Here is a 21590-nt window from a genome sequence, read left to right on the forward strand (position 1 = left end):
ATGAAATTTCGATATCATTTCCAGAAGGTTGTTGACCTGAAAAGCAATGAAAAAACGCAAGCGGAGTGGATGTTATCCACAGCGATCGGGAAACTTCAGACAGAGGAAGAGCATCTTTTACAACTATTGAATGATAAAAAGGAACTGATTGATGTCATTCAATCCGCTACGGAAAGTACGGCTTCCGTATCCAGCTTGCAGGAGATGCAGCGGTATGTCCATCACCTTGACGAGTGCATTTCACGCAAAAGTAGTGATGTCAGACATGCTGAGGTCAATGTGCAACGGAATCAGACGTTTCTGAACGGCAAAATGATGGACGAAAAAGTATGGCTTGGGGCGAGAGACAAGGCCAAAATCAAATTTCAGCAGGACATGCTCCTCCGGGAACAGAATGATCTGGACGAGATGGCTACTGTACGCTTCGCTGCCAAAGCCGGACGCGCGAATTGATGTGGCCGGACGCGAAGTTGTCTCGTGAAGGAGGAAAGAACAATGGCTGTTAAAGACACAGATATGGAAAAAGAGTCGAGCGGCGGTTGGGAAAAGTTCTTGATGATTTCAATCCCAATTGTGTTTACTGTGGTTTTGTTAGGTGTATTGCTCACTCTATTTAATGTAGATATTCGCAACAACCTGCTTGAAGTAGCTAACAAAATTCCTGTCGTGAAGGACTGGGTACCTGATCCTGTGCTAGATCCGGAGAAAAAGAAACTGGAGAAGAGCGAGCAGCAGGTCGAGAGTGCAGAAGCGACAATAGATAAGCTGAAGGCACAAGTAAGTGAGAAAGAAACAGAGCTCAAAGCAGCGAAGGATGCCACGACCACAGAGGCGAAGAAAGCAAGCGATTTGCAAAAGAAATTGGATGATGCGGAAAAAGCTGCTGAATCCGCTGCGCAGAATCCAGAGACCGAGTCTGATTATCAGAAACAAATTAAAGATTTGGCGAAGATGTATGCGAACATGAGTCCCAGTAAGGCCGCGCCGATTATGCAAAATATGACGAATGAAGAGATGGTGCTGCTTCTTAGTGCGATGCAATCGGCTGCACGAACCAAGGTACTGGAGAAGATGGACCCAAAAACAGCGGCTGATGTCACGATGATGATGAAGGATGCTAAACCATCCGGTGACCTGGCCCTGGATGCACTGCAATCTCGCTTAAAGAAAGAGACTGCAACGACATCAACGGCGTCTACAACTAACTCCAAAAACTTGGATAAAAATCAGCTTAGTCAAACGTTTGCTTCCATGTCGGCCTCTAGTGGGGCTAAGCTGTTGCTCGAAACATACAAGCTGAGTCCGGACAAAACCTTGACCATTTTGAATTCTGTCGACGATGCTACACGATCTCAATTGCTTGAAAATATGTCAACTGAGAATTCGGTTGAAACTGCAAAGATATTAAATAAATTAATGGGTAACAAGTAAGATTAGTAGCGTCTGCTTACTACGGAGAGGAGGTGAAAACAAATGTCGATTGTATATCAAATGACATCCACATCATCCGCCAAGACAACAGGAGCAGCACAGACAGCTGGAACTGGATCCAAAGGTGCAACAGCTGGTAGCGGTGATTTTCTACAAACTCTTGCCCAATCATTGAATGGTGGTGCAACGGCGGAGAACAGCTCGGCTGCAGCAGGGAACTTAACAGCGACTCCGGTTATGTTTACCTTTGCAGCTAGTGAAGACGGAGAACAAACATCGATCACCGATATCTTGAGTTCGTTATTCGCAGATTTGGATTCGTTAGATGAAGCTTTGGAAAATGATCCGTCACTACTAGGGGATTTACAAAGTCTGATTCAGCAGATGTACGCTCAATTAGATGCTAATTCGGGTATTCAAGCCGAAGGTTCTGATGAGCCTACAAGTGAAACTGGTAATGCAGCATCAGCAATTGATCTGGCGGAACATCCAGCAGCAGTGCGCTTTGTATTACAAGATGTGCTTTCACAGTTAATTGCGGGTATGAATGAGCCGGATAGTACAGTTGTCAAGAATGCTCCAGAATTCAAGCACCTGCTTCAATCTCTTCAAAGTCAGCTGCAAGATGCTGGCGTTGACACCAGTCTTAACAAAGGGTGGACTGAACTTAAATCCATTCTGGATACATTAGCGGTGGCTAAGGATCAGGCTGTGCAAGTAGCTCCAACGAATCCCGTTCAAACGTCCAAGCAAGACTCAGTGGCACCACAAGTTCTTGTTGCGGCGGCTTCAAATACTGGAACTAAAGTTACCGTTGAAACGGACTCAACGCCTACAGCAAATGAAGTCGGAGAAGTGGACCATTCAAGTATCATTACGGCAGGAGAGTTGTCCTTACGTTCATCAGGTACGTCAGCAGGTAAACCGGCTGAGCCTGTCATGCAAGCATCCCAGTTTGCAAAAGAGATGACACAGTTTGTTGTGAATAAGCTGGATATTGTGCAACAAAAGGGATTTTCGGAAGCAACTATCTCATTACGTCCGGAGCATCTGGGTAAGCTGGATGTGCAGATTACTTTGCAAAACGGACAATTGGTTGCACGGTTTATGACCGAGCATACGATGGCGAAAGACATGCTGGAACAGCAAATGGTGCAACTGCGTAGCTCGCTTCAAGCTCAAGGCATTCAAGTGGAACGACTTGAGGTTACTCAGAACAGCTCACTTGGTTCACAAATGTACCAGGATGGTGGACGCCAGCCAGGAAGCAATTCTCAGCAGCAACGTCGTTCACGTGAACGTGAGGAACAATCGGATGATGCTGTAACTACAGCAACTCTCCAGGAAGAATTGCGCAACTGGCGCAGTGAGCATGAGGAAGGAAATGACCTGCGAAGAGACACGTTTACAGCAGAGGCTTAATCAGGAATGAGGTGAAAATATGGCTAATGAAGCGATTTCAACCAATAATACATGGCCTAACTATTCGGCAGCGAATAAAGCTACAACAAGTGCTGCAACAAAGGAGCTGGGCAAGGATCAGTTTCTTAAAATATTGATCACTCAGCTACAAAATCAGGATCCGATGCAGCCAATGGAAGATAAGGAATTTATCGCACAGATGGCTCAGTTCAGTTCGGTAGAACAACTGGTGAATATCTCGTCTCAGCTCAAGACTTTGAATCAGTCTCTTGGGACAGTGTCTGGCATGATTGGCCGCGAGATCAGTTGGCTTTCTTCTAATAAAGAGGATAACGGAACCCTCCGTCAAGGCATTGTGGATTCCATCATCGTACGAGATGGTGTTCAGTACGCTAAAGTAGGCAATGACGAAATCAAGCTGGATGAAATTATCCAGGTAACTAATCCAACACAGGCTGAGGAAAATGAAACTCCAGTTCAGAACGCTGCAGATCCAGCTGTAACGAACGAAAACAAGCAACCAGAACCAGCAGCGCAGCCTGAAGACAATGGAACCACATTATGAGTGATCGGATAACAGTAGGCCAACTTTACACAGGCCCAATTACACCCAATTTGCTTAATCGCTCCAAAGCGGGAGAAGCGTCCAATGTACCTGAACGTCCTTTTGCACAGGTATTGGAAGACAATCTTCTGAAATTGAGTAATCATGCTGCCAAAAGGTTGGAACAGCGCGGTATTGAACTCAAGACTGAGCAGATGCAGCAGATTGGAAATGCCCTGGATAAGGCTGCTGCCAAAGGAGCCAAGGAATCGTTGATTTTGATGAAAGATATGGCTTTTATCGTTAACGTCAAAAATCGCACTGTCGTTACAGCCATGGATAGTGAAAGCATGAAGGATAATGTATTCACCCAGATTGACAGTGCTGTAATCATTTCTTGACCGGCTGGCCCTTCTCGGGAGCCGGAATGCCGCTGACCGACTGAAGCGGTAACCAAATTAAGGCTGGGAGGATTTTTAAAAAATGTTGAAATCAATGTACTCAGGCGTTTCCGGGATGCGGGGTTTTCAAACGAAACTTGATGTTATCGGTAATAATATTGCGAACGTAAATACGGTTGGATTCAAAGGTAGTCGTGTCATGTTCAAAGATATTATGAGCCAAACCACTGCAGGGGTGACTGCACCGACTGATACTCCAACCGGTGGTGTGAATGCGAAGCAAATTGGTTTGGGTGTATCTGTAGGATCTATTGACACATTGCATCTTGCAGGAAGTCCTATGACAACAAACAATCCAACAGATTTGCGTATTAATGGAGATGGTTTTTTCCTGGTACGATTGAGTGAAGACCAGGAAGTTCCCTACCTCACTCGTGCCGGTGATTTCCACGTTGATGCGGCACGAAACCTGCTGACTTCAGACGGTCTGTTTGTAATGGACAGTGGTGGCGGCAACATTACTATTCCAGACGATGTTGTTTCATTCACGATTGGTCAGGATGGAACGATCAACCAGACCATGGCTGACGGAACTATAGAACCGGGTGCACAGATTGGGATCGGTAAAGTAGTTAATCCGGAGGGACTTGAAAAAATCGGGGGCAACCTGTATCGCATGACTGCAAATGCCAATCCAGATGGAGCGCTTGAACCTTTGACAGCCAATAGTGCAGAAGATGGAACTGGTTCAATTATTGCAGGACAACTTGAAATGTCCAACGTAGATCTAACAGGTGAATTCACAGAGATGATCGTGGCTCAGCGTGGATTCCAGGCGAACTCGCGGATCATTACAACATCCGATGAAGTGCTTCAGGAAGTTGTAAACCTGAAACGTTAATAACTGATTAGCAATTTTTAATGCGTGGGGGAGCTTGCTCCTCCACTCTGATCGAGGGGGCTTAGCATGATTTCGGTTACGCGGTTAAATGGTTCTCCCATGTGGTTAAATGCGCTGATGGTTGAAATTGTGGAAGAGACACCAGACACGTATATTACTCTGGTAACCGGAAAGAGACTTATTGTGCTTGAGAAGGCCGATGAGGTTATTTCCAAAATTAAAGATTACAACCGTGAAATCGGGGTTCAGGCAGCCACTATTAAAGTGCAGCAAACGGAGGAGTCCTGATGAAAAAGATGTTGCCTTGGCTTGCAACAAGCTTGCTAGCTATAACACTCATTGTGGTGGTTGTGTTTGTATTTATGCAAGGACAGAACGGGAATAAGATTGATACACATACGGCAGCTGCTGCAGAGAAGAAGATGACTGCGGATGAGATTGTTGCAGTTTCCTCTGAGCTTGGAGAAATTAAAACCAATTTGGCTGATATAGACCATGTTGTAGTTGTAAGTTTTTCTTTCAAATTATCCGACAAAAAGGCTAAAGAAGATTTTGAGAAAATCAAGGAAATTACGGTGAAGCCTATCATCATCCAGACTTTTGCGGATACCAAGTCTGATGAGCTGGCTACAGCGAAAGGTCGTATTCAATTTAATAAAAAATTGACCGAGCTTATTAATGAAGCTTTGCCAGAAGGTAAGCTGGCTAGCACTAGTTTTTCTGCTTTTGTGATGGCGCCAATGTAATGAACAGGACACGCTGTAAATCTGTAAGGGGGTGAGAACATGGTGGATGTATTATCACAAAATGAGATTGACGCCCTATTAGCTGCCCTTTCCTCTGGTGAGATGGATGCTGAGGAATTGAAAAAGGAAGAAACTCAAAAGAAAATTAGATCGTACGATTTTAAGCGGGCGGTTCGTTTTTCCAAAGATCATATTCGAAGCTTGACCCGTATTCACGAAAACTTTGCACGCTTTCTCACCACTTATTTTTCAGCCCAACTGCGGACGTTCGTTCAGATCAATGTCGTTCAGGTTGAACAGTTGCCTTATGATGAGTTTATCCGTTCTATTCCGAAGATGACGATATTGAACATATTTGAGGCGGAGCCATTACAGGGACGGATGGTGATGGAGGTTCATCCCAACGTGGGTTATGCAATGCTGGATCGTCTGCTTGGCGGAACAGGAAATGCACCGACAAAGATCGCATCGATGACGGAAATTGAGACGACGATTATGGAGCGGATTTTCAGCCGTGCGTTTGAGAGTTTGCAGGAAGCATGGAAGACTGTGTTGGATATTTCGCCAAGGATGGAAGCACTGGAGACCAATCCGCAATTTATGCAGATTGTATCCCCCAATGAGACCATTGCTTTGATCTCACTGAGTACCAAAATCGGTGACACCACAGGCATGATCAATTTGTGTATCCCGCATGTCGTTCTTGAACCTATTATGTCCCGGTTGTCGACTCATCAGTGGTTTGTTTCGGAGAAAAAGACGAGAGCTCCGGAAGAATATGATGCTCTCAAAGAGCGTGTGAACAAAGCCAAATTGCCCGTCGTTGCGGAGTTGGGAGAATCCAGGATTTCGATTGCCGAATTTTTGGGTCTGTCGGTTGGCGATGTCATTACGTTGAACAAACCTGTTGATGAGGGACTGTCCATTAAAGTTGGAGACAGGCTGAAGTATATGGGTAGCCCGGGAACGATCAAGGATCGTGTGGCTGTGCAAATAGACAAGATTGTCACCGAAGGAGTTGAAGAATTTGACGAGTAAGGATTATTTATCCCAAGAAGAAATCGATGCTTTGCTCAGACAATCGGAATCGATGAACAGTTCGGAACCGGCTGAGAAAACAGTTGATGATTTTTTGACCGAGCTGGAACAGGATGCCTTGGGGGAGATTGGTAACATTACATTTGGTAGTGCGGCGACAGCTTTGTCCACGCTATTGGGCCTAAAAGTAGATATTACAACACCTAAGGTGTCCATCATCAGTCGGACACAGTTTGATGAAGCATTTCCTAAGCCTCATGTTGCAGTCCATGTGAATTATGTGGATGGATTTGAAGGGATCAACTCGCTAGTCATCAAAAAACGGGATGCTCAAGTCATAGCCGATCTGATGCTTGGCGGCGAAGGAAATCCGGTTGATGAAGAACTGAATGAAATCCATATCAGTGCAGTACAGGAAGCGATGAATCAGATGATGGGTTCGTCTGCTACTTCCATGTCGACAATCTTTAACCGTTTTGTGAATATTTCTCCTCCGGGAATTGATATTCTCAATATGGAAAGTGGTGAGGGAGTCAGCAATCTTCCAGAAGATGAGACGTTGATCCAAGTATCGTTCCGTCTGTTGATCGGTGATCTGATTGATTCCAATCTCATGCAGCTGCTTCCAGTGCATTTTGCCAAAGAAATGGTAGAGATGTTGATTGGAGGCGCCCAAGAGTCTACTGCTAGTGCACCAGTTGCATCTACACCTGCGCCAGCATCGGCAGCAGTACCGGTAGCCCCTGAGCAACCTCCGGTTCAGCAACAGATACCGCCACAGGCGCAACAACCGGCTGTTCAAGATTATAATGGCTATGGACAGGCTCCGATGGGGATGCCGCAAGGAATGCCGCCACAGCAGCCTTATGGCATGCCTCCGCAGCAACCTTATGGTGTACCGCAGCATTACGGCGGTGTGCCGAACAGGAATGTAAACGTACAACCGGTTCAATTCGCCAATTTGCAAAATGGGGCGTTCGGCCAGGTAGACGAAAACAATTTGAATTTATTGATGGACATTCCCCTTAAAGTCACCGTAGAATTAGGAAGGACCCAGAAGCAAATTAAGGATATTTTAGAACTGTCACAAGGTTCAATTGTCGAGCTGGACAAACTGGCCGGTGAACCTGTCGATATTTTGGTAAATAACAAGTTGATTGCCAAAGGTGAGGTTGTCGTAATCGACGAAAACTTTGGTGTTCGTGTTATAGATATCGTAAGCCAATGGGACCGAATTCAGAAATTACAATAAGCACAATTTAGGGAGGACTTGAATCAAGATGGCAAACCGAATTTTAGTCGTGGACGACGCTGCATTTATGAGAATGATGATCCGGGACATTTTGTCCAAAAACGGATACGAGGTCGTTGGCGAAGCACAGGATGGATCACAAGCAATTGAGAAGTTTAAGGAGCTTCGTCCTGATCTGATCACAATGGATATTACCATGCCTGAGATGGATGGTATTGCAGCTTTGAAAGAAATCAAAAAAATTGATGCCAACGCAAAAGTGATTATGTGCTCTGCGATGGGTCAACAAGCGATGGTTATTGATGCAATCCAGGCCGGAGCTAAAGATTTCATCGTGAAGCCGTTCCAATCTGACCGGGTTATCGAAGCAATCAGCAAAACGCTGGGCGTTTAAGAGAAATGATGATGGCTCAGGATAAGATTCCAGATGATGTGGGCACGGGAGTCAATTATTATTTTCAGCTTGTATGGGTGATTGTTGTCCTGGCCGTCATTCTGGTTCTTATAGTCTATCTGATTCGTTTTCTAAACAAGCGGAATCAGCGATGGTTCCGGAACGGCACGATTCGTATTTTGGGTGGGGTCGGACTGGGACCAAACAAGTCGCTGCAAATTATAGAAATTGGCGGTAGCGTTTATCTACTCGGTGTGGGTGATGACATACAGCTGGTGGATAAGGTTTCGGATCTTGAAGAGGCACAGCGAATCATTGATTCATTTGAACGGGATGCTTCAGCACAACAGGGAAGCCTTTCGCCTCTCATTGCAAAGCTGGCAGCCCGCTTGCGCAAAGATGAACCGCCGCGAGAAATGGAACTCGAGGATACAACTTCTTTTCACGAACTGTTTGAATCTAAACTTCGGCAGATGCCTAACCGTAAAGAGAAGATGGAGAAGGTCCTGGAAGAAGACAATACTACAGATCGGTCGAGGGATTCATGAAGAAAAAGATTTGGTTAGCGTGTTTTTTCATAGGACTCATCAGTCTGGCCTCCGTCACTGTTGCCTTTGCCGAACCGATTCCGAATATTGATATTCAAATTGGAAACGGGGATGGGGGCACACCAAGCACGAGTTCACTGTCCATTATCCTATTGATCACGGTACTTAGTATAGCACCAGCTTTGCTGGTACTGATGACCAGTTTTACCCGGATTGTTATCGTTCTCGGTTTTGTGCGGACATCCTTGGGTACGCAGCAAATGCCACCCAATCAGGTGCTGGTCGGTTTGGCGCTTTTTCTGACACTTTTCATCATGTCACCGACGTTGTCTTCCATTAATCAAGTAGCGCTTCAGCCCTATCTCAAGGGAGACATCACACAAACCGAAGCGTTGGAAAAAGCTGCGGATCCCATGAAGAAGTTTATGTTCTCCCACACTAGGGAGAAAGACCTGCTGCTGTTTATGAAGTACAATCAAACCGAAAAGCCTAGCACATACCAGGATATTCCAATTACTGTGATGGTACCGGCATATGCGATCAGTGAGTTGAAGACAGCATTCCAGATGGGATTCATGATCTTTATTCCATTCTTGGTTATAGACATTGTAGTTGCGAGTACACTCATGGCTATGGGGATGATGATGCTTCCACCTGTTATGATCTCATTACCCTTTAAAATACTGTTATTTGTACTTGTCGATGGCTGGTATCTGGTCGTGAAGTCACTGTTGCTGAGTTTTAATACTTGAGCCGGCATATTAAAGGAGGACGGTCATGACTTCGGAGTTTATTATCGGTCTGGCCGGGAAAGCGGTCTATACTTCACTGCTGGCCAGCGCACCCATGCTTATTCTAGCTCTGGTTGTAGGACTCATTATCAGTGTGTTTCAGGCAACCACTCAAATTCAGGAGCAAACCCTGGCCTTTGTGCCTAAGATCATTGCTGTACTTCTGGCAGTACTTTTGTTTGGTCCTTGGATATTGAATATACTGGTCGATTTCACGTATAACATTCTCGATAATTTATACAGATACATAGGGTAGGCTGTTGCAGATGGAGACATTGTTGCAAAGTTTTCCTGTCGCTCTGCTTATGTTTTGTCGAATAGCATCATTTTTTGTAACTGCGCCGGTCTTCTCGGCTCGGAATGTGCCGAATTCTCTTAAGATTGGTTTATCGGCATTTGTAACCTTGACTGTGTATATGGTATACGGCATAGACCAGGTTGTACCAACAGATCTGAGTTATATCCTGCTGGTTATCCGAGAGATATTGATTGGCTTGCTCCTAGGCTTTGTTGCTTATCTGTTAATGACGGCTATACAGACAGCAGGAACCTTTATTGATCTTCAGATCGGTTTTGGTATGGCCAATGTATATGATCCAATGACAGGTGCATCTGCACCGCTTACTGGTAACTTCAAATATGCTTTTGCGGTATTGCTCTTTCTGACAATGAACGGACATCATTATCTGCTCGATGCCATTGTATACAGTTATCGCTGGATTCCGTTGTCGAATGTATTCTTTCTACGATTGGCAGATGGAAGTATTGCTGAATTTTTGGTGCGTACATTAGGCCAATCATTTATGTTGGCTTTTCAGATGTCTGCGCCGATTGTAGTTGCTCTGTTTTTGACAGATGTAGGATTGGGATTCTTGGCGAAGACGGCTCCTCAATTTAACGTATTTGCCGTCGGAATGCCACTTAAAGTACTCGTTGGGCTTGCTATTTTGCTTTTGTTGGTTCCCAGTTTTGCCTTTGTGTTTAGTCAATTGTTCGAAGTAATGTTCAGATCTATGGAAAACTTGCTTGGGACCATTGGACAAAGGCCGGGCTGAGTGAAACGGAGGACAAGATTCGAATGAAATATCAACTCGACCTCCAGATGTTTGCAGGGGAGAAGACAGAGAAGGCTACCCCGAAAAAGAGGCAGGATACGCGAAAAAAAGGACAGGTTGTCAAAAGTATGGAGCTGTCCGGCGCATCCATTCTCCTGTTCACCTTTTTGATCATGATGATGTTCAGTAACTTTTACAAAGAACGTATGGTTCGACTGTTTACGGACATCTTCATAAATCGGCTGAGTATGGAGGTCACTGGGGAGAATGTTGTCGCTCTGATGATGCGATATGGTATCGAGGTAATGCTGTTGCTTGCTCCTGCTTTGCTCGGTGCGGTACTTGTTGCGTTAATCGTCAATTATATGCAGGTAGGTTTCCTGCTTGTAGGAGAGGGTTTAAAGCCGAAACTGGAAAAGTTGGACCCGATTAAAGGGTTCAAAAACATTTTTTCTCTTCGTTCTTTGGTGGAGTTTGCTAAATCCATTATGAAAATGTCGATTATCGGCTTTCTGGTTTACAGTACAATCACAGGGTATCAGTCAGATATTGCTTCACTGTCTCATTTTTCATTGGATGCGATTCTGCATTTTGCTGCTTCAATCACCTTAAACTTGGGAATCAAGATTGCAGTAGCCCTGTTAGTACTTGCCGTACTCGACTATATGTACCAGAAGTATGATTACGAGAAAAACATTAGGATGTCCAAGCAAGACATCAAGGACGAATACAAAAAAATGGAAGGTGACCCTCTGATCAAGGGGAAAATCCGGGAGCGTCAACGTCGTATGGCTGTTCAGCGCATGATGCAGGAAGTTCCCAAAGCGGACGTGATTATCACCAACCCGACTCACTTTGCCGTTGCGCTTAAGTATGAAGGGTCGGAGATGGAAGCGCCGCAGATTATAGCCAAAGGTCAGGATTATGTTGCCTTGCGTATTAAGGAAATTGCCAAAGAGCACGGTGTCATTACAATGGAAAACAAGCCGCTGGCACGGGCATTGTTCCAGAGAGCCGAGATTGGTGACGCCATACCGGCTGATTTGTTTCAAGCGGTAGCCGAAGTGCTGGCTTATGTATATAAATTAAAGGGCAGAACGAAATAACAGGGGATCGGAGGCCGTACATCCATTGAAAATAAAAGATATAGCTGTCCTTGCGGGTATCATCGGCATCGTGTTGATGATGATTCTCCCGATCCCAACCTGGTTGTTGGACATGTTGCTTGTCATCAATATCTCACTTGCACTGATGATACTGCTTGTTGCAATGAACAGCAAAGAAGCACTGCAATTTTCCATCTTTCCTGCATTGCTGCTGATTACGACGTTGTTTCGATTAGCACTCAACATATCAACAACAAAACTGATTTTGGGTCAAGGAAACGCAGGATCGGTAGTCGCTACCTTTGGTAGCTGGATCGCTGGCGGACAGATAGCCATCGGATTTATCGTGTTTCTGATTCTCGTTGTTGTTCAGTTTATCGTTATTACGAAGGGATCGGAGCGTGTAGCTGAAGTTGCAGCACGATTCACCCTCGATGCGATGCCAGGTAAACAGATGAGTATCGACGCAGATTTGAATGCAGGCCTGATCAACGAGCAGCAAGCACGTGAACGCCGTTCCAAAATTGAACGCGAAGCTGATTTTTACGGAGCCATGGATGGAGCCAGTAAATTTGTAAAAGGGGACGCTATTGCAAGTATCATTATTCTCCTGATCAATCTTATTGGTGGTTTTATCATCGGGATGACGGTACATGGTCTCGCTTTTGCCGATGCGCTATCCACCTATTCCGTATTGACGATTGGGGATGGGCTGGTTAGTCAGATTCCTGCACTCCTGATATCTACAGCAGCAGGTCTTATTGTAACAAGAGCATCATCGGAAGGGAACTTGGCCGATGACATTACGGGGCAATTGTTTACATACCCGACGCTCCTTTATATTGTATCTTTTGTAATAGCGATGCTTGGTTTTTTCACGCCGATTCATACTATTACAACGTTGCCCCTTGCAGGGTTGCTGGCTTTTGCCGGATGGAGGATGCAGAACAATCTGAATCAGAAGCAAGAGGCAGAGGAGCAAATGGAAGAGGAGCAGCAGATCGAAGAAGTTAGAAGTCCGGAGAGTGTAATTAACCTTCTTCAGGTGGACCCTATCGAGTTTGAATTTGGTTACGGTTTGATTCCTCTGGCAGACAATCAACAGGGCGGGGACTTATTGGATCGGATTATTATGATTCGTAGGCAGTGTGCTCTTGAACTGGGGTTAGTCGTTCCCGTTATCCGGATTCGGGATAATATCCAATTAAGACCGAATGAATATGTCATCAAAATCAAGGGTAATGTTGTTGGCGGCGGAGAACTGTTGTTGAACCATTATCTGGCTATGAGTCCGGGGTATGAAGAAGAATCTGTTACAGGAATCGAAACGACAGAGCCGGCCTTTGGTCTTCCGGCGTTATGGATAGATGAAGTAACCAAAGACAGAGCTGAACTTGCAGGATATACAGTGGTAGATCCTCCCTCAGTTGTAGCCACACATCTGACTGAATTGATTAAGAAGCATGCGCATGAGTTACTTGGCAGACAAGAAACCAAAGCACTTGTGGATAATCTCAGAGAGAATTATGCTGCGCTGGTGGACGAGCTCATCCCATCCGTCCTGTCCATCGGAGATGTACAGAAAGTGCTCGCCAAGTTGCTGCGTGAGAAAGTTTCCATTCGTGATATGGTTACAATCTTTGAGACACTGGCGGACTACGGAACGTATACTAAAGACCCGGATGTACTGACGGAATACGTGAGACAATCCCTTTCTCGTCAGATTACCCAGCAATTCTCCCAAAAAGGAGAAACGCTTAGAGTAATCACTGTTGGACCTGGTCTGGAGAAGAAAATTGCCGAGAGTGTGCAGCAATCCGATCAAGGCAGTTACCTTGCATTGGATCCGGCTTCAACACAAAGTGTATATCAAAAGTTGACTGAACAAGTTAATCGATTGATCCAGTCGGGCCAGCAGCCAGTTGTATTAACTTCTCCAACCATTCGTATGTATCTTCGTCAGGTGATTGAGCGCACCATGCAGGACATACCAGTGCTTTCCTATAGTGAGTTGGAACCGAATGTTGAAATCCAAAGTGTCGGGGTGGTGAACTTATGAGAGTAAAACAATACGTCGTTGAAACCATGCCCGAAGCTATGCTTCAAATTCGCAAAGACCTGGGAAGTGATGCCGTCATTCTGTCCACCAAGGAAATCAAGGTGGGCGGTGTGCTGGGAATGTTCCGAAAGAAAAGGATCGAAGTTGTAGCAGCTGTAGATAAGGAAGAAAAAAAACAGGCTACAAATCAAGTACAAAACCAATTTACACCCGTACCTCGCGCATTTGTACCTGAAGCATATCGACAAACGGCTCGCTCGTTTGTCGTTGCTTCTGACGAATCGGCTGCGAATATCGCTGAAAAAAATGTGCGAGAGAAAACTACGGATGTCACAGCTATGTCTGAATCGAGTAAACTCGGTTCAGACATGAGCAATGGCAGATCTTCTTTGAGTATCGAGCATAAACCGCGACCGCAAGGGGCGGATTTTTCGGGTTTAACATCTGCCATTGGGCAGAAGGAGCAGGCGAACGATCCGCAGCAGCAAGACCAACTGATGTCTGAATTGCAGGAGCTCAAACTGATGATGACCAAGTTGTCTAAGCAAGGAACTTCAGCAGCCCCGTTACCAGAGGAGTTTCATGCTCTTCGAGAAAGGTTGATGGAGCAAGACATTTGGCCAGAAGTATGGGAATCTTGGTTTGACGTTGTTCTGACGAAGCTCTCTGAAAAAGAATTAAATGAAGTAGAAGCTGTTCAAGCAGTTCAACTGGAAATATCACATTTTTTGGAGAAACGTATCGACGTGGGCATTTTGCCGACCACACGCATTGTATATGTAGCTGGGCCAACTGGCGTTGGTAAAACAACGACCATAGCCAAGCTGGCTGCTGAACAGATGTTCAACAATCAGCGAAAGGTAGGGTTCATCACATCAGATACCTATCGTATCTCAGCGGTAGAACAACTTAGAACGTACGCATCCATTTTAAATGTCCCGCTTGAGGTCGTACAATCCCCAGGTGATACACAACGTGCGATCTCCCGTCTTGAGGAATGTGATCTGATCTTCATGGATACAGCCGGAAGAAACTACAGAAATGAGTTGCTTGTTTCAGAATTGCAAAGTTTACTCGCTCCTGTGGAAAATAGTGAAACCTTTTTGGTTTTGAGCATGACCTCTAAAAGTGCTGATATGGTTCAAATTACGGAGCATTTCAGCAAATATGGGTTGGATAAGGTCATTTTTACGAAGATGGATGAGACAGGAAGCTGTGGCCCGATGTTTAACCTGTTGCATCGTTTTCCACTTAAACTTGCTTATGTGGCTAACGGACAAAATGTGCCGGATGATCTACTCAAGCCTGATGCGGATTCTCTGACCAAACAATTGTTAGGAGAGCTTGTACGATGAAGGACCAGGCAGCCTCACTCAGAAGTATGGTCTCCATGCCTAACGGAGTGGAGGGAAGGGGACTTAATTCACGCTCCTCCAAAATCATAACCGTTGCCAGTGGAAAGGGAGGGGTGGGTAAATCCAACTTCACACTTAACTTTGCACTGAGCTTACAGGCAATGGGGCAAAAGGTATTGGTGTTTGATGCAGATATAGGGATGGCTAATATCGATGTCTTAATGGGAACCTCTTCTCCCTATAATCTGTACCATCTGTTATACCGACAGAAATCCATACAGGAAATCATACAGCTTGGTGCAAGCGGGTTGCCTTATATCGCCGGAGGTTCGGGGATGAAAGAATTGTTCTCATTGTCAGATCGAGATCTGGAGTTTTTTGCTGGACAAGTTGAAGAGATTGCACAGGAGATGGACTATGTCATTTTTGATACAGGGGCAGGACTTTCCAGAGAAAATATGAAATTTATCGGTGCAGCCGATGAATGCCTGATCATCACCACACCTGAACCGACTTCAATAACCGATGCTTATGCTTTAGTTAAAGTTATGCATGGCCAGGAAAATGCCACACCCTTTCGGATGATCGTTAACCGGGTTGAAGACCAGCAAGAGGCGGAACGGGTGGCGGATAAAATAGCTGGAGTGGCAAAGAGATTTTTACAGATCGATATCCCGCTGCTTGGATATATCTCCGAAGATGCCCAGGTTGTAAAGGCAGTTAAAAGGCAAGTGCCATACAGTCTGGCATATCCAAATGCAAAAGCTTCTAGGGATATAGAGAAACTCGCACATCACTATTTGGCTGCACCTGCTGCTCCGGAATCCGAAACCTTGACAGGAATCAGAGGATTTATGAAAAAGTGGCTAAAGCGGACAACATGATTTCTGAATAAAGGAAACAGGGGTGGAAACAACATGGCGGTGTATCAAGTATTGGTTGTCGATGATTCCGCTTTTATGCGTAAAATTGTTTCAGATTTAATTGAAGCAGATTCGGAGTTTAAGGTTACGGCAACAGCATCAAATGGTAAGGAAGCTATTCAAAAAGCTATAGATTTGAAGCCCGATGTCATCACAATGGACGTTGAGATGCCTGAAATGAATGGATTGGACGCATTAAAATCGATCATGAAGCAATCTTTCGTTCCGGTGATTATGCTCTCGGGTATCAATGAACAAGGCATGAAGGAGACCATCATGGCGCTCGAGGCCGGTGCGTTTGATTTCATTCGTAAGCCATCGATTGTTCATGATCAGGATATTGCCCAAGTAGGTAAAGCACTGGTTGAGCGGATGCGAGCAGCTATGGATGAAATCAAGCGAAAAGCCGATCGTGAAGCATCGATGAAGAAACGGGATGATGCACAGAGTAAACTGCTGCAACAGTCCCAGCGAGTTCAGGTTGATCCACCTCCTTTACAAGACCGCAAAGGTGCTTTGAAGAAAACAATAGAACCTTCCCAGCCAGGAACGCGACTTGGCAGCGGACAAGCTGAATCCTTACGAGCAAAACCGAAACAATCTACTGTTCCACTGACGAAGCAGAATACGGGACGTCTGGACAAAAAGATGGAGCCTTTGCGAGATGCAAATCGAGCTTCGGATGCCATTACTGACAAATTAGCAAAGCCAAACAAGCCAATGCAGCACCCAAAGGAAAATCGTTTGTCCAATATATCTCGATTGGCAGAACAGGAGACAGCTGCGGCTTCAGCTGAACCATCCAAAAATATTGCCAAGGTAATTCCGTCTCATAAGGGAGCAGGAGGACCAGAAGGATCATTCAACAAACTTGTGGCTATTGGTTGTTCAACTGGGGGACCGAGAGCCCTCAAGACTTTGCTGGAGCAACTGCCAGGTGATTTACCTGCTCCAGTCATTATTGTACAGCATATGCCGCCCAACTTTACCCGATCCCTTGCCCAGCGATTGAATACGTTCAGTGAACTGCATGTGGTTGAAGCTGAGGAAGGCATGGTTCTACGAAAAGGAACGGCCTATATTGCTCCTGGCGGCTTTCATGTCAAAGTCAACAAAACTGCAGATGGAAGGTTCACCATAAAGCTGACAGAGGAAGAACCAGTCAATGGACACAGGCCTTCAGTAGATACGATGTTTGAGTCGCTGCTGCCGTACACGCCATTGCAACGACATCTGGTTTTGCTGACAGGGATGGGCAGTGATGGCGCTCGTATGATGAAAAAATTGTATGAAGCGGGTGTCACATCAACCTTTGCAGAAAATGAAGAAACTTGTGTTGTGTATGGTATGCCGCGTTCTGCTGTAGAGCTTCAATGCGTGCGTCATCTTCTGCCATTGCAGGAGATTGCGCCTAAACTTGTTCAAGCTTTGAAATAAACGGAGTGTAAATCATGGAGGAGGTGCCTCACAATGGACATGAATCAATATTTATCTATGTTTATTGATGAGTCTAATGATCATCTGCAGTCCCTTAACGAAAATATGCTTCAACTCGAAGGCAGTCCGGAGGATCTGGGAATTGTTCAGGTCATATTCCGCTCTGCTCATACGTTGAAGGGTATGGCTGCAACAATGGGTTTTGAGGATTTGGCATCATTGACGCACAAAATGGAAAATGTGTTGGATCTGGTGCGCAACGAAAAGTTGAAAATGCAGGATTTCATTTTTGATACCCTGTTCAAGAGTTTGGATGCTTTGGAAAATATGGTTCAGGATATTACCGGAGGTGGAGAGGGTAAAGCGGATGTCTCCTCCATCGTAGCTTCTCTCCAAGCAATTGAGAGTGGTGAATGGACGGGAGGTACTGCTCCAGTAGCCGCAGTAAACCAAGCACCAAGTACAGCAACACCAAGCGCGGTTGAACTGGACGAATTCCAGTACTCCGTATTGGATCAGTCCATAGCTGAAGGTCACCGTGTACTCTATATTGAAGTTCTTGTCAGCGAGCAGAGCCAGCTGAAGGGCGTACGTGCATATATGGTCTTCGATCTGTTAGAACGCTCGGGTGAAGTTGTTAAATCGTTCCCAACCGTTCAGGACATCGAGCAAGAGAAGTTTGAGCGCAGTTTTTCGTTGTATTACATAACAACCAAAGAGGCGCAGGAACTTGAAAAAGGCATTATGAGCATCTCTGAAATTGAGAGTGCCAAGGTCATTCAGCTGGATCAAGAGACTCTCCAGCAGATGACTAATCAGGCAGCGGCAACAGCTGAAGTGGAAGCTGTACCTGTTCCTGCTCCAGTAGATGCATCCCCGGAACCAAATTCTTCATCGAAAGAAGAACCAAAGAAACCGGTAGCCACCAAAACAGCTGCACCTAAACAAGCTGCTGCACCTTCACGTACCATCCGGGTGGATATAGAACGTCTGGATGTACTGATGAACTTGTTCAGCGAGTTACTGATCGATCGTTCGCGTCTGGAGCAGCTGGCCAGCGAGACGGGTAATAATGATTTATCGGATACGGTAGCTCATCTGAGCAGAGTCAGTACAGATTTGCAAAATATTGTACTGAAATTGCGGATGGTTCCTGTAGATACGGTATTCAACCGTTTTCCGCGTATGATTCGTGACCTGGCTAAAACACTCGACAAAAAGATTGATCTGGTCATTACGGGTGCCGAAACGGAACTTGATCGGACGGTAATTGATGAGATCGGCGATCCGCTGGTGCATTTGCTGCGTAACGCTGTTGACCATGGTGTTGAATCGATCGCAGAACGTGTGGCAGCAGGTAAACCGGAATTAGGAACAGTTAACCTTCGGGCCTTCCATAGCGGGAATCATGTATTTATCGAAATCGAAGATGACGGTAAAGGCATTTACCGCGATAACCTTTTGAGAACAGCGGTCAAACGTGGAGTTGTTACCGAAGAACAAGGTGCCAAAATGAGCGATGATGAAGTGAACCAGCTGTTGTTTGCACCAGGCTTCAGTACCGCTGATAAAATCTCGGATATCTCCGGCCGTGGAGTAGGCTTGGATGTTGTAAAATCCAAAATCACTTCCCTTGGTGGTAATGTAACCATTCATTCGACACCAGGTAAAGGCACCAACTTCTCTGTTCAGTTACCTTTGACCCTGTCCATTATCGCTGCGATGCTTGTTCGACTTGGATCCGAGAAATACGCTGTTCCTTTGTCTTCCATTGTGGAGACAGCCATTGTACAGCGTGAACAGGTTCGCAACATTCATGGTAATAAAATGATCACGTTCCGTGAGTCTCTAATTCCGTACCTGTCATTGAGCGAAGTTTTCGGAGTGCCTGATTTCAATGATGCGGACGAACAAGAAACTGAAATTGTGGTCATCCGCAAAGGTGAGCGTCTTGCAGCTGTTGCCGTAGAGGAATTTATTGGACAGAGTGAGATTGTTCTTAAATCGATGGGTACTTATCTTCCTTCCATTGAAGGGATCTCTGGTGCAACGATTCTGGGAGACGGACAAGTAGCTCTGATTCTTGACCCTAATGCATTTATTAAATAAGCACACAAGATAAGTCTTACATTTAATAGGGAGGTTTTTTCCATGGAAGAAGAGTTGAAAGTCATTGTCTTTAAATTAGGTTCCGAAGAGTATGGTATTGAGGTAGACAAGGTTCAGACGATTGAGCGTATGATGCCTATTACCCGTGTTCCGAAGACCTTCTCTTTTGTAAAAGGAGTTATTAACTTACGTGGTGTCGTTATTCCCGTTATTGATCTGCGTGGTCGATTCTCTTTGCCGGAAACAGAATATACCGATCAAACACGTATTGTCATTGTAGGTGTGGACGACATGCAAGTTGGCTTTATCGTTGACTCTGCGAATGATGTTATTGACATCAAGCGTGATGCTATTGATAGTCCGCCTGAAGTGGTTGGTGGAGTTAAAGCAAGATACCTGCGCGGTGTAGCCAAGCTGGAGGATGCACGCTTGTTGATTATGCTTAACCTGAACGAAGTATTAAATAAAAGCGAGGTTGTACAGCTGGAAAGTATTGAGGGCTAACACCGTGGAACTGTTCAACCGATTTGAGGGATTCCAAATGGATGTGCTCAAAGAGGTCGGTAACATTGGAGCAGGCAACGCCGCAACGGCGTTGTCTCAGCTTCTCAATAGACCGATTGACATGGGTGTACCTACAGTACAGATGCTTCCTTTTGAAGAAGTTGCTGAAAAAGTGGGCGGAGATGAACGTATTGTTGTTACCGTATTTCTTCGTGTTGAAGGCGAAGCACCAGGAAATCTGTTCTTTATGATGGCACCTGAGGCTGCCAAAATGCTGCTGAACCGACTCGCCGGTTTTGATTTGAAGGAAGGACTTGCCTTCACGGAAATGGAGCAATCGGCTCTATCCGAAATCGGGAATATTTTGGCGGGTTCATACCTTTCTTCTTTGGCAGATTTCACGAAACTATCTATGTATCCAACCGTTCCTGGACTTGCTATTGATATGGCAGGTGCGATTTTGAGTTATGGTCTATTACAGTTTGGTGAAATGGGCGACGATGCATTATTGATTGACACTTCTTTCTTTGAAGGTGAAGATCAGGTAGAGGGTCAGTTTTTTCTGATTCCGGATCCGCCTTCATTTGCTAAAATATTTGAATCTCTAGGGGTGCCACTGGATCATGATTGAGGACAAAAGCGTCGTTAAAGTCGGTATGGCGGATTTGAACATTGCTCATCTACCCGGCGTAATCCGTACGACTGGCTTGGGCTCTTGTGTGGGATTAACAATGTATGACCCGCATTTGAAGCTTGCCGGAATGGCGCATGTCATGCTCCCCACTTCAGAGATTGCTCGTGAAGGAACTTTGAACAAAGCCAAATATGCGGATACGGCATTGCCGGAATTGTTACAAAGAATGATACAACTCGGTGCATCTCGTTCACGTATTGTGTCCAAAATGGCTGGAGGGTCTCAGATGTTTGCCTTCTCGGGGGCAGGGGATACGATGCGTATCGGACCGAGGAATGCGGATTCTTGTCGGGAATGGTTAGAAAAGCTTGGAATTCCACTTCTTGCCGAAGATACAGGTGGGAATTACGGACGAACGATTGAAATGGACTGTGAAACTGGACTTTTGACTATTCGAAGTGTCCAAATGGGTGTAAAGGAACTATAAGACATGATAGGAAACTACCGCATTAATCTTGGAGCAGGCATAGTCGGATTTATTCTGACTTTTTTTGTAGCATACAGCAGCAATGTGTTGATGACCAGTTTAATTCGCGGGTTGATCGGCTTTGTAGCCTGGTTTGTCCTTGCTTATGGTTTACGCTGGGGACTGGGATTGCTGCTGAACCCTTCATCAGAGGGGAATGGGTATGGTTATGATTCACCGGGCGCACAAGAACTAAGAGGTTCACAGGTGGACATTAAACTCGAAGACGATGGACAAGAGCTGAACGACTTGCTCAAACATGGACAGAACGCCTCCTCTGGGGAGAACCTTCCACCATCTGAGACGAAAGCTCCAACGGGATTTGCCCCTTTGGATCCGCCTAAACTTGTCCGGACCAAGGAACCGGAGGAGTTGGCGCAGGCCGTTCGTCACCTGACAGACAAATAAGGAGGG

25 protein-coding genes are annotated in these 21590 nt (G+C 45.4%); all 25 read left to right on the forward strand.

Annotated elements, in window-relative coordinates; all coding sequences use genetic code 11:
* Positions 1–453, forward strand: a complete 453-nt coding sequence (fliJ, locus tag ACFVQB_RS02000; protein WP_379434762.1) for a flagellar export protein FliJ — start codon at positions 1–3, stop codon at positions 451–453.
* A gap of 42 nt (positions 454–495) precedes the next feature.
* A complete protein-coding gene (locus ACFVQB_RS02005) occupies positions 496–1431 on the forward strand; it encodes a MotE family protein (RefSeq protein ID WP_379434764.1) in 936 nt (311 codons plus the stop codon).
* Positions 1432–1473: 42 nt separating this feature from the next.
* The gene (locus tag ACFVQB_RS02010) at positions 1474–2853 is read left to right on the forward strand and encodes a flagellar hook-length control protein FliK (protein WP_379434766.1); all 1380 of its coding nucleotides are present in this window, start codon (positions 1474–1476) and stop codon (positions 2851–2853) included.
* Between the two features lie 19 nt (positions 2854–2872).
* A complete protein-coding gene (locus ACFVQB_RS02015; protein ID WP_379434768.1) occupies positions 2873–3418 on the forward strand; it encodes a flagellar hook capping FlgD N-terminal domain-containing protein in 546 nt (181 codons plus the stop codon).
* The gene (locus ACFVQB_RS02020) at positions 3415–3798 is read left to right on the forward strand and encodes a TIGR02530 family flagellar biosynthesis protein (protein ID WP_076289509.1); all 384 of its coding nucleotides are present in this window, start codon (positions 3415–3417) and stop codon (positions 3796–3798) included. Before ACFVQB_RS02015 ends, ACFVQB_RS02020 begins: the two co-directional genes overlap by 4 nt.
* Positions 3799–3880: 82 nt before the next feature.
* Positions 3881–4699 carry a flagellar basal body rod protein FlgG gene (flgG, locus tag ACFVQB_RS02025; RefSeq protein ID WP_379434770.1) on the forward strand — a complete coding sequence of 273 codons (819 nt, stop codon included), beginning with the start codon at positions 3881–3883 and terminating at the stop codon, positions 4697–4699.
* A 66-nt stretch (positions 4700–4765) separates the two neighbouring features.
* Positions 4766–4987, forward strand: a complete 222-nt coding sequence (locus ACFVQB_RS02030) for a flagellar FlbD family protein (RefSeq protein WP_024630220.1) — start codon at positions 4766–4768, stop codon at positions 4985–4987.
* On the forward strand, positions 4987–5445 hold the full coding sequence (locus tag ACFVQB_RS02035; protein ID WP_090895979.1) for a flagellar basal body-associated FliL family protein: 459 nt from the start codon (positions 4987–4989) through the stop codon (positions 5443–5445). Before ACFVQB_RS02030 ends, ACFVQB_RS02035 begins: the two co-directional genes overlap by 1 nt.
* Before the next feature lie 39 nt (positions 5446–5484).
* Positions 5485–6483, forward strand: coding sequence for a flagellar motor switch protein FliM (fliM, locus tag ACFVQB_RS02040; RefSeq protein ID WP_024630222.1), 999 nt, complete (start codon positions 5485–5487; stop codon positions 6481–6483).
* On the forward strand, positions 6473–7735 hold the full coding sequence (fliY, locus tag ACFVQB_RS02045; protein ID WP_379434772.1) for a flagellar motor switch phosphatase FliY: 1263 nt from the start codon (positions 6473–6475) through the stop codon (positions 7733–7735). The genes fliM and fliY overlap by 11 nt, the downstream gene beginning before the upstream one ends.
* Positions 7736–7763: 28 nt before the next feature.
* Positions 7764–8129 carry a response regulator gene (locus ACFVQB_RS02050; protein WP_017689175.1) on the forward strand — a complete coding sequence of 122 codons (366 nt, stop codon included), beginning with the start codon at positions 7764–7766 and terminating at the stop codon, positions 8127–8129.
* Between the two features lie 8 nt (positions 8130–8137).
* Positions 8138–8677, forward strand: a complete 540-nt coding sequence (locus ACFVQB_RS02055; RefSeq protein ID WP_371121409.1) for a flagellar biosynthetic protein FliO — start codon at positions 8138–8140, stop codon at positions 8675–8677.
* Entirely contained in the window at positions 8674–9429 is a 756-nt protein-coding gene (gene fliP, locus ACFVQB_RS02060; protein WP_063566400.1) for a flagellar type III secretion system pore protein FliP, read from the forward strand. The genes ACFVQB_RS02055 and fliP overlap by 4 nt, the downstream gene beginning before the upstream one ends.
* Positions 9430–9454: 25 nt before the next feature.
* Positions 9455–9724: a flagellar biosynthesis protein FliQ gene (fliQ, locus tag ACFVQB_RS02065; protein ID WP_024630226.1), complete on the forward strand. Its 270-nt coding sequence runs from the start codon at positions 9455–9457 to the stop codon at positions 9722–9724.
* Between the two features lie 10 nt (positions 9725–9734).
* Positions 9735–10523, forward strand: a complete 789-nt coding sequence (gene fliR, locus ACFVQB_RS02070; RefSeq protein ID WP_379434777.1) for a flagellar biosynthetic protein FliR — start codon at positions 9735–9737, stop codon at positions 10521–10523.
* Positions 10524–10546: 23 nt separating this feature from the next.
* Positions 10547–11629 carry a flagellar biosynthesis protein FlhB gene (gene flhB, locus ACFVQB_RS02075; RefSeq protein ID WP_379434780.1) on the forward strand — a complete coding sequence of 361 codons (1083 nt, stop codon included), beginning with the start codon at positions 10547–10549 and terminating at the stop codon, positions 11627–11629.
* Between the two features lie 25 nt (positions 11630–11654).
* Positions 11655–13688: a flagellar biosynthesis protein FlhA gene (gene flhA / locus ACFVQB_RS02080; protein ID WP_379434783.1), complete on the forward strand. Its 2034-nt coding sequence runs from the start codon at positions 11655–11657 to the stop codon at positions 13686–13688.
* Positions 13685–15043, forward strand: a complete 1359-nt coding sequence (flhF, locus tag ACFVQB_RS02085) for a flagellar biosynthesis GTPase FlhF (RefSeq protein WP_379434786.1) — start codon at positions 13685–13687, stop codon at positions 15041–15043. Before flhA ends, flhF begins: the two co-directional genes overlap by 4 nt.
* Positions 15040–15927, forward strand: coding sequence for a MinD/ParA family protein (locus ACFVQB_RS02090; protein WP_379434788.1), 888 nt, complete (start codon positions 15040–15042; stop codon positions 15925–15927). The genes flhF and ACFVQB_RS02090 overlap by 4 nt, the downstream gene beginning before the upstream one ends.
* Before the next feature lie 33 nt (positions 15928–15960).
* On the forward strand, positions 15961–17403 hold the full coding sequence (locus ACFVQB_RS02095; protein WP_379434791.1) for a chemotaxis protein CheB: 1443 nt from the start codon (positions 15961–15963) through the stop codon (positions 17401–17403).
* Positions 17404–17436: 33 nt separating this feature from the next.
* Positions 17437–19512, forward strand: coding sequence for a chemotaxis protein CheW (locus ACFVQB_RS02100; RefSeq protein ID WP_379434793.1), 2076 nt, complete (start codon positions 17437–17439; stop codon positions 19510–19512).
* A gap of 42 nt (positions 19513–19554) precedes the next feature.
* Positions 19555–20016, forward strand: a complete 462-nt coding sequence (locus ACFVQB_RS02105; RefSeq protein WP_063566392.1) for a chemotaxis protein CheW — start codon at positions 19555–19557, stop codon at positions 20014–20016.
* Positions 20017–20053: 37 nt separating this feature from the next.
* Complete coding sequence (locus tag ACFVQB_RS02110) at positions 20054–20647, forward strand: chemotaxis protein CheC (RefSeq protein WP_090807429.1); 594 nt, start codon at positions 20054–20056, stop codon at positions 20645–20647.
* Positions 20640–21137 (forward strand): chemotaxis protein CheD, encoded by a 498-nt coding sequence (locus ACFVQB_RS02115; protein WP_024630236.1) that lies wholly within the window; start codon positions 20640–20642, stop codon positions 21135–21137. Before ACFVQB_RS02110 ends, ACFVQB_RS02115 begins: the two co-directional genes overlap by 8 nt.
* 3 nt (positions 21138–21140) lie before the next feature.
* Complete coding sequence (locus ACFVQB_RS02120; protein WP_379434797.1) at positions 21141–21584, forward strand: hypothetical protein; 444 nt, start codon at positions 21141–21143, stop codon at positions 21582–21584.
* The last annotated feature ends 6 nt before the right edge of the window (positions 21585–21590 follow it).

This window comes from Paenibacillus sp. NPDC057886 (assembly GCF_042796655.1).
GTDB lineage: Bacteria > Bacillota > Bacilli > Paenibacillales > Paenibacillaceae > Paenibacillus.

Bases quoted from the DNA above. Each gene is read 5' to 3' on its own strand.
- fliJ (WP_379434762.1), top strand. From the start codon at position 1: ATGAAATTTCGATATCATTTCCAGAAGGTTGTTGACCTGAAAAGCAAT.
- ACFVQB_RS02005 (WP_379434764.1), top strand. From the start codon at position 496: ATGGCTGTTAAAGACACAGATATGGAAAAAGAGTCGAGCGGCGGTTGG.
- ACFVQB_RS02010 (WP_379434766.1), top strand. From the start codon at position 1,474: ATGTCGATTGTATATCAAATGACATCCACATCATCCGCCAAGACAACA.
- ACFVQB_RS02015 (WP_379434768.1), top strand. From the start codon at position 2,873: ATGGCTAATGAAGCGATTTCAACCAATAATACATGGCCTAACTATTCG.
- ACFVQB_RS02020 (WP_076289509.1), top strand. From the start codon at position 3,415: ATGAGTGATCGGATAACAGTAGGCCAACTTTACACAGGCCCAATTACA.
- flgG (WP_379434770.1), top strand. From the start codon at position 3,881: ATGTTGAAATCAATGTACTCAGGCGTTTCCGGGATGCGGGGTTTTCAA.
- ACFVQB_RS02030 (WP_024630220.1), top strand. From the start codon at position 4,766: ATGATTTCGGTTACGCGGTTAAATGGTTCTCCCATGTGGTTAAATGCG.
- ACFVQB_RS02035 (WP_090895979.1), top strand. From the start codon at position 4,987: ATGAAAAAGATGTTGCCTTGGCTTGCAACAAGCTTGCTAGCTATAACA.
- fliM (WP_024630222.1), top strand. From the start codon at position 5,485: ATGGTGGATGTATTATCACAAAATGAGATTGACGCCCTATTAGCTGCC.
- ACFVQB_RS02050 (WP_017689175.1), top strand. From the start codon at position 7,764: ATGGCAAACCGAATTTTAGTCGTGGACGACGCTGCATTTATGAGAATG.
- ACFVQB_RS02055 (WP_371121409.1), top strand. From the start codon at position 8,138: ATGATGGCTCAGGATAAGATTCCAGATGATGTGGGCACGGGAGTCAAT.
- fliP (WP_063566400.1), top strand. From the start codon at position 8,674: ATGAAGAAAAAGATTTGGTTAGCGTGTTTTTTCATAGGACTCATCAGT.
- fliQ (WP_024630226.1), top strand. From the start codon at position 9,455: ATGACTTCGGAGTTTATTATCGGTCTGGCCGGGAAAGCGGTCTATACT.
- fliR (WP_379434777.1), top strand. From the start codon at position 9,735: ATGGAGACATTGTTGCAAAGTTTTCCTGTCGCTCTGCTTATGTTTTGT.
- flhB (WP_379434780.1), top strand. From the start codon at position 10,547: ATGAAATATCAACTCGACCTCCAGATGTTTGCAGGGGAGAAGACAGAG.
- flhF (WP_379434786.1), top strand. From the start codon at position 13,685: ATGAGAGTAAAACAATACGTCGTTGAAACCATGCCCGAAGCTATGCTT.
- ACFVQB_RS02090 (WP_379434788.1), top strand. From the start codon at position 15,040: ATGAAGGACCAGGCAGCCTCACTCAGAAGTATGGTCTCCATGCCTAAC.
- ACFVQB_RS02095 (WP_379434791.1), top strand. From the start codon at position 15,961: ATGGCGGTGTATCAAGTATTGGTTGTCGATGATTCCGCTTTTATGCGT.
- ACFVQB_RS02100 (WP_379434793.1), top strand. From the start codon at position 17,437: ATGGACATGAATCAATATTTATCTATGTTTATTGATGAGTCTAATGAT.
- ACFVQB_RS02105 (WP_063566392.1), top strand. From the start codon at position 19,555: ATGGAAGAAGAGTTGAAAGTCATTGTCTTTAAATTAGGTTCCGAAGAG.
- ACFVQB_RS02110 (WP_090807429.1), top strand. From the start codon at position 20,054: ATGGATGTGCTCAAAGAGGTCGGTAACATTGGAGCAGGCAACGCCGCA.
- ACFVQB_RS02115 (WP_024630236.1), top strand. From the start codon at position 20,640: ATGATTGAGGACAAAAGCGTCGTTAAAGTCGGTATGGCGGATTTGAAC.
- ACFVQB_RS02120 (WP_379434797.1), top strand. From the start codon at position 21,141: ATGATAGGAAACTACCGCATTAATCTTGGAGCAGGCATAGTCGGATTT.